Annotated in this window: 9 protein-coding genes; all 9 read left to right on the plus strand. The window is 65.3% G+C overall.

Features of this window, described 5'->3' with window-relative positions; all coding sequences use genetic code 11:
- Positions 1–12 precede the first annotated feature (12 nt).
- The 9 genes from ACK6C6_RS09690 to ACK6C6_RS09730 all read left to right on the plus strand — a co-directional run bounded on the left by ACK6C6_RS09690 (position 13) and on the right by ACK6C6_RS09730 (position 11,747).
- Positions 13–1,365 carry an MFS transporter gene (locus ACK6C6_RS09690; RefSeq protein WP_409267111.1) on the plus strand — a complete coding sequence of 451 codons (1,353 nt, stop codon included), beginning with the start codon at positions 13–15 and terminating at the stop codon, positions 1,363–1,365.
- A gap of 39 nt (positions 1,366–1,404) precedes the next feature.
- Entirely contained in the window at positions 1,405–2,355 is a 951-nt protein-coding gene (locus ACK6C6_RS09695) for a glycoside hydrolase family 43 protein (protein ID WP_209586443.1), read from the plus strand.
- Positions 2,356–2,378: 23 nt separating this feature from the next.
- A complete protein-coding gene (locus tag ACK6C6_RS09700) occupies positions 2,379–3,449 on the plus strand; it encodes an aldose epimerase family protein (protein WP_409267112.1) in 1,071 nt (356 codons plus the stop codon).
- Positions 3,446–4,333 carry an SMP-30/gluconolactonase/LRE family protein gene (locus tag ACK6C6_RS09705; RefSeq protein WP_409267113.1) on the plus strand — a complete coding sequence of 296 codons (888 nt, stop codon included), beginning with the start codon at positions 3,446–3,448 and terminating at the stop codon, positions 4,331–4,333. Before ACK6C6_RS09700 ends, ACK6C6_RS09705 begins: the two co-directional genes overlap by 4 nt.
- A gap of 135 nt (positions 4,334–4,468) precedes the next feature.
- Positions 4,469–6,211 (plus strand): IlvD/Edd family dehydratase, encoded by a 1,743-nt coding sequence (locus tag ACK6C6_RS09710; RefSeq protein ID WP_292039154.1) that lies wholly within the window; start codon positions 4,469–4,471, stop codon positions 6,209–6,211.
- A gap of 66 nt (positions 6,212–6,277) precedes the next feature.
- The gene (gene araD1 / locus ACK6C6_RS09715) at positions 6,278–7,270 is read left to right on the plus strand and encodes an AraD1 family protein (RefSeq protein WP_409267114.1); all 993 of its coding nucleotides are present in this window, start codon (positions 6,278–6,280) and stop codon (positions 7,268–7,270) included.
- Between the two features lie 63 nt (positions 7,271–7,333).
- Complete coding sequence (locus tag ACK6C6_RS09720; protein ID WP_209586447.1) at positions 7,334–8,101, plus strand: SDR family oxidoreductase; 768 nt, start codon at positions 7,334–7,336, stop codon at positions 8,099–8,101.
- A 147-nt stretch (positions 8,102–8,248) separates the two neighbouring features.
- The gene (locus ACK6C6_RS09725) at positions 8,249–10,177 is read left to right on the plus strand and encodes a glycoside hydrolase family 97 catalytic domain-containing protein (RefSeq protein WP_409267115.1); all 1,929 of its coding nucleotides are present in this window, start codon (positions 8,249–8,251) and stop codon (positions 10,175–10,177) included.
- Between the two features lie 25 nt (positions 10,178–10,202).
- Complete coding sequence (locus ACK6C6_RS09730; protein ID WP_409267116.1) at positions 10,203–11,747, plus strand: alpha-N-arabinofuranosidase; 1,545 nt, start codon at positions 10,203–10,205, stop codon at positions 11,745–11,747.
- The last annotated feature ends 24 nt before the right edge of the window (positions 11,748–11,771 follow it).

An 11,771-nucleotide genomic window follows, 5' to 3' on the forward strand; every position in this document is an offset into this window, starting at 1 on the left:
AAGGGAATGCACATGCACACACAAAAACTCTCCACCCTCGAAAAAGCGGGTTTCGGCGCCGGCGACATGGCGCTCAACGTGGTGATCTCGTCGATGATGCTGATCATTACCTTCTTCTACACCGACATCTACGGCATCCACACCGCCGACCTGGCGGCGCTGTTCGTGGCCGTCAAGGTGGTCGGCGCGGTGGCCGACCTGGCGATGGGGCAGGTGACCGACTCGGTGCAGACCCGCTGGGGGCGCTACCGGCCCTGGCTGCTGCTGCTCGCCGTGCCCTACGGCCTGAGCGTGTTCCTGGTGTTCTCCACGCCCGACTGGGGCTATGACGCCAAGCTGGTCTGGGCCTATTCGACCTACATCCTGATGACCCTGATGACGGCGGGCGTCGGCATTCCCTATATCTCGCTGATCAGCGGCCTCACCTCGGACCCGCAGGAACGCCTGTCGGCCAACGGCTACCGCCTGTTCTTCGCCAAGATCGGCGCCTTCATGGTGACCATCATCGTGCCGATGCTGGCCAGCTGGTGGGACCCCGGCAACCAGGCCGCCGGCTACCAGGCCGCGATGGCGGTGATGGCGGCGATGGGCGTGCTGCTGTTCCTGCTGTGCTTCTTCACCACCACCGAGCGCGTCGTCCACAAGGTCGAGAAGCAGCCCTTGATGGACCAGGTACGCGTGCTGATGCAGAACGACCAGTGGCTGATCCTGTGCGCCGTGTGCGTGACCGGCACCATCGGCTACGTGATCCGCGGCTCGGTGGCGATCTACTACGCCAAGTACTACCTGGGCGGCGACACCGCCACCGTCTCGGCCTTCCTGTCCACGGGCGTGGCGGCGGCGATCCTGGCGATGGTGGTGTCCACCTGGACCACCAAGTTCTATTGCAAGGTCAAGCTGTTCCGCAATACCCAGATCCTTGTGGCCGTCATCAGCCTCCTGATCTACTTCTTGGTCAAGCCGGGCGACATCGTGCTGGCCTTCGTCCTGTACTTCATCCTGTCGCTGGTGGTGGACCTGCACGCGCCGGTGTTCTGGTCGGCGATCGCCGAGACCATCGACTACGGCCAGGTCAAGACCGGCAAGCGCGTGTCGGGCTTCGCTTTCGGCGGCATCTCGGTATGCCAGAAGGCCGGCATGGCGATCGCGGGCGGCATGGTCGGCATCCTGCTGGATTACTTCCAGTACCAGCCCAACCAGGAGCAGTCGGCGCTGGCGCTGCAGGGCATCGCCCTGATGCTGTCGGTGATTCCGGGCTTCTTCCACTTCCTGATGGGCGTGCTGATGTTCAAGTACCGCATCAGCGACAGCTATTACGACACGGTGAAGGCCGACATGCGCACTGCGGGCTACGTCGCCAGTTGAGTGCCGTAGTTCAACCACCCCATGAATCATCGAATAATCATGCAAGAAACCATTCTGAAACCCCTGATCGAGCAGCGCGCCGATCCCTACATCTACAAGCACGACGACGGCTACTACTACTTCACCGCCTCGGTGCCGCAATACGACCGCATCGAACTGCGCCGCGCCAGCACCATCGCCGGCCTGGCGCAGGCCCGGACCGTGGACGTCTGGACCAAGCCCGACACCGGCCCGTACTGCGAACTGGTGTGGGCGCCGGAGATCCATTTCAACCAGGGCGCCTGGTACATCTATTTCGCCGCGGCACCGAGCCGCGAGATCAAGCACAAGCTGTTCCAGCACCGCATGTACGCGATCCGCAACCAGAATGCCAATCCGCTCGAGGGCGAATGGGAATTCATGGGCCAGGTCGACACCGGCATCGACAGCTTCTGCCTGGACGCCACCACCTTCACCCACAAGGGCCAGCTGTACTACCTGTGGGCGCAGAAAGACCATGAGATCGAGGGCAACTCCAACCTCTACATCGCGCCGATGAAGACGCCGTGGCAGATCGAGGGCAAGCCGGTCATGCTCAGCAAACCCGAGTTCGACTGGGAGACGCGCGGCTTCTGGGTCAACGAAGGCCCGTCGGTGGTGCGCCGCTACGGCAGGATCTTCATCAGTTACTCGGCCAGCGCCACCGACGAGAATTACGCGATGGGCCTGCTGTGGGCGGACCAGGACGCCGACCTGCTCGACCCACGCTCCTGGACCAAGTCGCCCGAGCCCGTACTGCGCACCTGCTACGAGCACGGCATCTACGGCCCCGGCCACAACAGCTTCACCTATGCCGAAGACGGCGAGACCGTGATGCTGGTCTACCACGCCCGCACCTATACCGAGATCGTCGGCGATCCGCTGTGGAACCCGGACCGCCACACCTTTGTGAAAACCCTGCGCTGGGACGCGGACGGCATGCCGGTGTTCGGCCGCCCATCGACCAACTGAGCCACCAACCGAGGAAGAACGCCTTGCGAGACCTGAGCAACCGCGGCATCACCCAGGCGCCCTATGGACGGCTGGCGAACGGCCAGGCCATCACCGAATTCACACTGGCCAACGCGAACGGCCTGGTGGCCAAGATCATCGATTTCGGCGGCATCATCACCGAGCTGCATGCGCCCGACCGCGAGGGGCGCTTAGCCGACGTGGTGCTGGGCCTTGATACACTGGCCGCCTATGAAGGCGAGAACCCGTACTTCGGCGCCCTGATCGGCCGCTGCGGCAACCGCATCGCCGGTGGCCGCTTCACGCTCGACGGCCGCGACGTCGTGCTGCCGGCGAACGACGGCAAGAACCACCTGCACGGCGGCCCCAAGGGCTTCCACAAGGTCAAGTGGCAGGCCAGCGTGGAGGGCGACAGCCTGCGCCTGGCCTACCGCAGCGTCGACGGCGAGCAGGGCTATCCTGGGAACCTGGATACCGTCGTCCACTACCAGCTGAACGACGACAACGAACTGGTGGTGCGCTTCGAGGCCGCCACCGACCAGCCGACGCCGGTCAACCTGACCCAGCACAGCTACTTCAACCTGGCCGGCGAAGGCGACATCCTCGAGCACCTGCTCACCATCGACGCCGACACCTTCGTGGGCATCGATGCCGCATCGATCCCCCTGGGCACGCTGTCGCCGGTCACCGGCACGCCCTTCGACTTCCGCACCCCGCGCCCGATCGGCGAACGCGTCGGCCAGCCGGACAAGCAGCTTCGCCATGGCCAGGGCTACGACCATAATTTCGTGCTCAACAAGCCGAACGGGCCCGAGATGACGCGCGCGGCCCACGTGCTCGAGCCGGTGTCGGGCAGGGTGCTGGAGCTGTTTACCGAGGAGCCGGGCGTGCAGTTCTACAGCGGGAACTTCCTGGACGGCTCGCTATCCGGCAAGGGCCGCAGCTACGGACACCGCAGCGGCTTCTGTCTTGAGCCCCAGCATTTCCCGGATTCGCCGAACCGGCCGCGCTTCCCGAACGTGATCCTGCGCCCGGGCCAGGTATACCGGACCGAGTCGCGTTTCCGCTTCTCGGTGCAGGGTGCGCAGGCATGATGGAGCACTTCCTCGACAATCGCCATGAACTGGGCGAATGCGTGCTGTGGTGCGAGCGCACCGGGCGCCTGCTGTGGACCGACATTCCGCAGGCGACCCTGTGGTCGTATTCGCCTGCCAGCGGCAGGAGCTTCAGCTGGCGGATGCCCGAGCGCCTGTGCTCCTTCGCGCTGACCGGCAGCGACGATTGCCTGTTGCTGGCGCTGGCCTCCGGTCTGGCCTTCTTCCGCTTCTCGACCGGAGAAGTGACGCGCATCGTCGAGGTCGAAGCCGACATCCCGGCCACCCGCATCAACGACGGACGCTGCGACCGCCAGGGCCGCTTCGTGTTCGGCATGTTCAACCAGGAGGATGGTCCAAAGCGCGCGCTGGGCGGCTTCTACCGCCTGAATACGGACCTGAGCCTCGAGCGGCTGCCGCTCGGGAATGCCGCCATCGCCAACAGCATCTGCTTCAGCCCGGACGGGCGGCGCATGTACTACGCCGACTCGGTCACGCGCGAGATCCGCTCTTGTCAATACGATCCGGACAGCGGCGCGATCGGTGCCTCGCAGGTGTTCGTGGCCGCGGATGCGGCGCCGGGGGAACCGGACGGCTCCTGCATCGATGCCGAAGGCTGCCTGTGGACCACGCGCTGGGGCGCGGGGCAGGTGATGCGCTTCGACCCCGATGGCCGGCTGGACCGAGTAGTGACGCTCGCCGCGCCGCAGCCGAGCTGCCCGGCCTTCGGCGGGCCGGACTTCTCGACCCTGTATGTCACCAGCGCCTGGCTCGGCATGACAGGGAGCGACCGCGCCACCGCGCCGCTGTCGGGCGCCATGTTCCACCACGCGCTGGAGGTCCGAGGCCTTCCCGAATCGCGCTTTCTCGGCGCTTTCAGATAACGAATTCAGTATCAATATTGCGAAATATTTGATTGGAAAGTTATCTGGTCAGCTTTTAGACTTGCCTCATTGCTGAACAACACGACATGAGAGGGGGTAACCAGCCTCCCGTGGCGGAAACAACGAGGAGAAGGCATGTCCGAGACGAAGAAAAAGACCACGCTGCGCTCGGCGGCGTGGTTCGGGACCCAGGACAAGAACGGCTTCATGTACCGGAGCTGGATGAAGAACCAGGGCATTCCCGACCATGAATTCCAGGGCAAGCCGATCATCGGCATCTGCAACACCTGGTCCGAACTCACCCCCTGCAACGCCCACTTCCGCAAACTGGCCGAACACGTCAAGCGCGGCATCCTGGAAGCCGGCGGCTTCCCGGTCGAGTTTCCGGTGTTCTCGAACGGCGAATCGAACCTGCGCCCGACCGCCATGCTGACCCGGAACCTGGCCAGCATGGACGTCGAGGAATCCATCCGCGGCAATCCGATGGACGCCGTGGTGCTGCTGGTGGGCTGCGACAAGACCACCCCGGCCCTGCTGATGGGCGCCGCCAGCGTCGACCTGCCGACCATCGTGGTCACCGGCGGCCCCATGCTCAACGGTAAGCTGAACGGCAAGGACATCGGCTCGGGCACCGCCGTCTGGCAGCTGCACGAGCAGGCCAAGGCCGGCCAGATCACCATGCACGACTTCCTGTCCGCCGAAGCCGGTCACTCGCGCTCGGCCGGCACCTGCAACACCATGGGCACCGCGTCGACCATGGCCTGCATGGCCGAGTCGCTCGGCACCTCGCTGCCGCACAATGCCGCGATTCCCGCAGTGGACGCGCGCCGCTACGTGCTGGCCCACATGTCGGGCATCCGCATCGTCGAGATGGTGCACGAAGACCTGCGCCTCTCTAAAATCCTCAAGCGCGAGAACTTCGAGAACGCGATCCGCGTGAACGCGGCGATCGGTGGTTCGACCAATGCCGTGATCCACCTGAAGGCCATCGCCGGCCGCGTCGGCGTGCCGCTCGAACTGGAAGACTGGACCGCGATCGGCAAGGGCACCCCGACCATCGTCGACCTGCTCCCTTCGGGTAAATACCTGATGGAGGAGTTCTACTACGCCGGCGGCCTGCCGGGCGTGATCCGGCGCCTGGGCGAGGGCGGCCTGCTCAAGAACAGGGACGCGCTCACCGTCAACGGCAAGACCCTGTGGGAGAACTGCCAGGACGCGCCGATCTACAACGACGAGGTGATCCGCAAGCTGGAGACTCCGCTGATCGAAGACGGCGGCATCCGCATCCTGCGCGGCAACCTGGCGCCGCGCGGCGCCGTGCTGAAACCCTCGGCGGCTTCGCCGCATTTGATGCAGCACCGCGGCCGCGCCGTCGTGTTCGAGGACTTCGACCACTACAAGCAGCGCATCGTCGACCCCGACCTGGATGTCGATGCGAATTCGATCCTGGTGATGAAGAACTGCGGACCGAAAGGCTACCCGGGCATGGCCGAAGTCGGCAACATGGGCCTGCCGCCCAAGCTGCTGGCCCAGGGCATCACCGACATGGTGCGCATCTCGGATGCGCGCATGAGCGGCACCGCCTACGGCACCGTGGTGCTGCACGTGGCGCCGGAAGCCATGGCCGGCGGCCCGCTCGGCATTGTGCGCGACGGCGACTGGATTCAGCTGGATTGCGCCGGCGGCGGCCTGAACATCGAGCTGTCGGACGAGGAGATCCGCACCCGCCTGGCCGAGCGCGCCGAGCAGAACAAGCCGGTCCAGCACAGCGGCTATCAGCGGCTCTACCTGGATCACGTGCTGCAGGCGGACGAGGGCTGCGACTTCGACTTCCTGATCGGTTGTCGCGGGTCGGCGGTGCCGAAGCACTCGCACTGACGCTGCCTTGCGCGGCCGCCCCGGCGGCCGCGCATTCTCTTTTATAACGACATCGGAGACCGGGCCATGCTGCTCGTACAATTCATCACTGAATCCCAGGAACGCCGCATCGGCATCCTGCACGACAACACCATCCGCGTCGTCGGCGGCTATGCCACGACCCTCGAGCTCGCGCGCGCCGCCATCGCCGCCGGCGCCGGCCTGGCGCAGCTGGCCGACAGCGCCGCCACCAGCGAGCACTATCATTACGACGACGTCGCCCAGGCCGGGCGTATCCTCCCGCCGCTTGACCACCCGGACGCGGCCCACTGCTACGTTACCGGCACCGGCCTGACCCACCTGGGCAGCGCCGACACCCGCGACGCCATGCACAAGAAGATCGGCGGCGACGTCGAGGCCCTGAGCGACTCGATGAAGATGTTCCGCATGGGCGTGGAAGGCGGGAAGCCGGCATCGGGCACGCCCGGCGTGCAGCCGGAATGGTTCTACAAGGGCGACGGCTCGATCGTGCGCGCGACCGGCCAGGACATCGAGATGCCGGACTTCGCGCTCGACGGCGGCGAGGAGCCGGAGATCGCGGGCCTGTACCTGATCGGCGACGATGGCCAGCCCTACCGCCTCGGTTTCGCCATCGGCAACGAATTCTCGGACCACGTTACCGAGCGCCAGAACTACCTCTACCTGGCGCACTCGAAACTGCGCAACTGCGGCGTCGGACCGGCGCTGCTGGTGGGCGAATTGCCGGGCCACGTGTCGGGCACCTCGCGCATCCTCGGCAAGGACGGCCAGGTGCGCTGGGAGAAGGCTTTCGTCAGCGGCGAGCAGAACATGTCGCACACCATCGAGAACCTCGAGTACCACCACTTCAAATATGGCCTGTTCAAGCGTCCGGGCGACGTGCACATCCACTTCTTCGGGACCGCCACCCTGAGCTTCGCCGACAGCATCTCGGTACAAGCCGGCGAGACCTTCGAAGTGGAATCGCCGCAGTTCGGCCCGGCCCTGCGCAACCGCCTGGCAGTGAGTGAGACCGGCTTCGCGAAGGTGAAGCCACTGTAAGCACCGGCGGCACATTGACCGGAGAGCAAGGCCGCCTCACAATAAGAACGGACGGAGACATGCATGACAAAGTTGGCTAGCTACCCCAGCCTGCAGGGCAGGCGGGTATTCGTGACAGGAGGCGGCACCGGCATCGGCGAAGCGATCGTGAAGGCGTTCGTGGAGCAGGGCGCGGTGGTCGCCTTCGTCGACATTGCGAAAGAGGCGAGCGAGACGCTGTGCGCGAAGCTCGCCAATGCCGGCCACCGCGCGCCGGTGTTCCGCCATTGCGACATCACCGACATCCCCGCGCTGCAGCGCACGATGGCCGAGCTGGCCGAACAGCTGGGCGACTTCGAGGTCCTGGTCAATAACGCCGCCAACGACCAGCGCCACGACGTCGAGAAGGTCTCGCTCGACTACTGGAACGAGCGCATCGCCATCAACCAGCGCCCGATGTTCTTCACCGCGCAGGCAGTCCTGCCGGGCATGAAGAAGATGGGCGGCGGTTCCATCATCAATTTCTCTTCCATGTCCTGGCATGCCAAGGGCGCCGGCTATCCGGTCTACGCCACCACCAAGGCGGCCGTGATTGGCCTCACGCGCAGCCTGGCACGCGACCTCGGTCCGTTCGGCGTGCGCGTGAACACCGTCACGCCGGGCTGGGTCATGACCCAGCGCCAGATCGACCTGTGGGTCGACGAGGCGGCGGAGCTCGAGATCAAGAAGGCCCAGTGCCTGCCGGGCAAGCTGATGCCGGACGATATCGCCGCCATGGTGCTATTCCTCGGCGCCGACGACAGCAAGATGTGCACGGCGCAGGATTTCGTCGTCGACGCGGGCTGGACGTAATCGGTGGCGGCTTTGTGCCGCTATCGTCGTTTCCACCACTTCCCCATGATCTGTCGTCCCGGCGCAGGCCGGGACCCAATTTCGCCTGAATACACGCAAACTTGGGTTCCGGCCTTTGCCGGAACGACGCGGTAAAGGAGCTTTCCCATGACCGCTTTGAATCGCACTATCCTGGCCCTTGCCGCCATCTTCAGCACCCAGGCGCACGCCGCCGCCCTGACCAGCCCCGATGGCCACATTGCCGTGACCCTCAGCGCCGCCTCGAACGGCGCACTCACCTATACGGTCGCCCGCCACGGTAAACCCGTCATCCTCCCGTCGCCGCTCGGTTTGCGACTGGAAGGCGCCGACCTCGCGACCGGGCTCAAGATCGCTTCGACCTCCGCCATCAAGCCGGTCCGCGACAGCTACGAACTCGCCACCGGCAAGAAGCGACGCATCACCTACGCCGCAAACGAACAGGTCTACACCGTGCGCAACGCCCAGGGCCAGGCCATGGACCTGGCTTTCCGCGTCTCGAACGACGGCGTCGCCTTCCGCTATCGGGTAGCCGAGCCGGCGCTGCCGCACAAGAAGTTCATCTCCGAGGCCACCGGCTTCAGCTTCGACAAGTCGGCCAAGGCCTGGCTGCAGCCGATGGCGGTGGCGCAGACCGGCTGGGCGAATACCAACCCGTCCTACGAAGAGCACTACCAGCGCGAGATCGCGGTCGGCACCCGGTCCCCGATGCCCGCCGGCTGGGTGTTCCCGGCCCTGTTCCGCACCGGCGACACCTGGGTGGCGCTGACCGAGGCGAACATGGACGGCAGCTTCCACGCCTCGCGCCTGGACGCCGAGGCGCCGGAAGGCCGCTACCGGCTCGCTTCTCCGATGGCCGCCGAAGTGTTCACCAACGGCGCGCTGCTGGCGGAAAGCAAGGGCGAGCTGTTGACGCCCTGGCGCGTCATCGCGCTCGGTTCCCTGAAAACCCTGGTCGAATCGACGCTCGGCACCGACCTGGCCGCTCCGGCCATCGCCTTCGACAAGGCGCGCGTCCAGCCCGGCCACGCCTCGTGGAGCTGGGCGCTGTTGAAGGATGAGGGCACCGTTTTCGAGGTCCAGAAGAAGTTCATCGACTACGCCGCCGATATGCGCTGGGAGTACACCCTGGTGGACGCCGGCTGGGACCGCAGTATCGGCGACGCGAAGATGCGCGAGCTGGTCGCTTACGGCGCCAGGAAGAACATCGGCATCCTGGTCTGGTACAACTCGTCCGGCGACTGGAACAAGACCCCGTTCACGCCGAAGAGCGCCTTGCTCACCCGCGAAGGGCGCACCCGGGAATTTGCGAAGCTGGCTGAGATGGGCGTCAAGGGCGTGAAGATCGACTTCTTCGCCGGCGACGGCCAGTCGATGATCGCCTACTACGTCGACATCCTGAACGATGCCGCCAAGGCGGGTCTCCTGGTGAACTTCCACGGCGCCACGCTGCCGCGGGGCTGGTCGCGCACCTACCCGAACCTGATGACCGTGGAGGCGGTGCGCGGCTTCGAGTTCACCACCTTCGAGCAAAGCGACCAGGACGTGGTCGCGCCCCATGCCGCGATGCTGCCCTTCACGCGCAACCTGTTCGACCCGATGGACTTCACGCCCACCGTGTTCGGCGATATCCCCAAGATCCAGCGCAAGACCCGCAACGGCTTCGAGCTGGCCGAGTCGGTGCTGTTCCTGTCCGGGATCCAGCACTTCGCCGACACGCCGGAAGGCATGGCCAGCGCGCCCGCCTATGTGAAAGGCTTCCTGAAGGACCTGCCGCGCAGCTGGGACGAGACCCGCTTCGTCGACGGCTACCCCGGCCGCCATGTCGTGATCGCGCGCAGGGCAGGCAAGGCCTGGTACGTGGCCGGCCTGAATGCCGACGCAGCCGATAAGGCGCTCGAGCTGGACCTGTCCTTCATCGGCAAAGCGGGTGGCACCCTCATCACGGACGGCGAGGGCGAGCGCGCCTTCAGCCAGTCGCGCTTCACGGGCAGCAAGGGCGGCAAGCACAAGATCAGTATCAAAGCGCACGGCGGCTTCGTCGCCGTATTCCAATAAGAGTTCGTAAAACCAGGAGACAGCAGTGAACGTATTCAAACCGACCATCCTCGCGCTCAGCGTCCTTGCATCGGCCTCGGCCTTCGCCCAGGTGAAGGTGAGCATCGACGCCACCAAGCCGGGCCCGGTGATCAACAAGAACGTCTACGGCCAGTTCGCCGAACACCTCGGCACCGGCATCTATGAAGGCCTGTGGGTGGGTCCGGACTCGAAGATCCCGAACACCCGCGGCTGGCGCAACGACGTGGTCGGCGCCCTGAAGGAACTGAAGGTGCCGCTGGTGCGCTGGCCGGGCGGCTGCTTCGCCGACGAATACCACTGGCGCGACGGCATCGGCCCGCGCAACAAGCGCCCGGTGAAGGTCAACACCCACTGGGGCGGCGTGGCCGAGGACAACGCGGTCGGCACCCACGAGTTCTTCGACCTGGTCGACATCCTCGGCACCGAAGCCTACGTCAACGGCAACCTCGGCTCCGGCACCCCGCAGGAGATGGCCGAGTGGCTCGAGTACATGACCTCGGACACCAAGTCGACCCTGGCCGAGCAGCGCCGCAAGAACGGCCGCAAGGAGCCGTTCAAGGTCGCCTTTTTCGGCATCGGCAACGAAGCCTGGGGCTGCGGCGGCAACATGAAGCCGGAATACTATGCGCAGCTGTACAACCACTACGCCACCTTCCTGAAGACGCCGCCGAACGCGCGTCCGAAGATCGTCGCCAGCGGCGGCAACGACAACGACACCAAGTGGACCGACGTGCTGAGCCGCGAAGCCGCGCGCGGCACCGACGGCATCAGCTTCCACTACTACACGCTCCCGACCGGCAACTGGGACAAGAAGGGCGCCGCGATCGGCTTCCCGGAATCGGAATGGTTCTCGACCATGCGCCAGACCATGCGCATGGATAAGCTCATCCGCGACAACCTGGCGGTGCTCGACAAGAACGACCCGCAGAAGAAGATCGGCTTCTACGTCGACGAATGGGGCACCTGGTACGACGTCGAGCCGGGCACCAATCCGGGCTTCCTGTTCCAGCGTAACACCCTGCGCGACGCGGTCGTGGCGGCGCTGAACTTCAACATCTTCCATGCGCATGCCGAGCGTGTCCGCATGACGAACATCGCGCAGATGGTCAATGTGCTGCAGGCGATGATCATCACCGACAAGGAGAAGATGCTCCTGACCCCGACCTACCACGCCTACAAGATGTACATCCCGTTCCAGGACGCGACCTCGCTGCCGACGGCCGTGAACAACGACGTTGCCTACTCGAGCGACAACCAGAGCATCCCGGGCATCAGCGCATCGAGCGCGCGCGGCAAGGACGGCAAGGTCTACGTGGCCCTGGTGAACACCAACCCGCATCAGGCCAGCGACGTGAACATCGACCTGAAGGGCCAGGCCGCCAGCGGCGCCACCGGGCAGGTGCTGACCGCCGAGGCGATGGATGCGCATAACACCTTCGACAAGCCGCAGGCCATCAAGCCGGCGCCGTACAGCGCCAAGGCGGTTAATGGCAAGCTGACGCTGAAGGTGCCGGCCAAGTCGGTCGTGGTGGTATCCGTCGACGCGTAATTGGTAGGGTGGGCGGCTCGTAAT

Origin of the sequence: Massilia sp. BHUDP2, from assembly GCF_046236355.1 — a bacterium.
GTDB classification, from domain to species: domain Bacteria; phylum Pseudomonadota; class Gammaproteobacteria; order Burkholderiales; family Burkholderiaceae_D; genus Telluria; species Telluria varians.

Bases quoted from the DNA above. Each gene is read 5' to 3' on its own strand.
- ACK6C6_RS09690 (WP_409267111.1), top strand. From the start codon at position 13: ATGCACACACAAAAACTCTCCACCCTCGAAAAAGCGGGTTTCGGCGCC.
- ACK6C6_RS09695 (WP_209586443.1), top strand. From the start codon at position 1,405: ATGCAAGAAACCATTCTGAAACCCCTGATCGAGCAGCGCGCCGATCCC.
- ACK6C6_RS09705 (WP_409267113.1), top strand. From the start codon at position 3,446: ATGATGGAGCACTTCCTCGACAATCGCCATGAACTGGGCGAATGCGTG.
- ACK6C6_RS09710 (WP_292039154.1), top strand. From the start codon at position 4,469: ATGTCCGAGACGAAGAAAAAGACCACGCTGCGCTCGGCGGCGTGGTTC.
- araD1 (WP_409267114.1), top strand. From the start codon at position 6,278: ATGCTGCTCGTACAATTCATCACTGAATCCCAGGAACGCCGCATCGGC.
- ACK6C6_RS09720 (WP_209586447.1), top strand. From the start codon at position 7,334: ATGACAAAGTTGGCTAGCTACCCCAGCCTGCAGGGCAGGCGGGTATTC.
- ACK6C6_RS09725 (WP_409267115.1), top strand. From the start codon at position 8,249: ATGACCGCTTTGAATCGCACTATCCTGGCCCTTGCCGCCATCTTCAGC.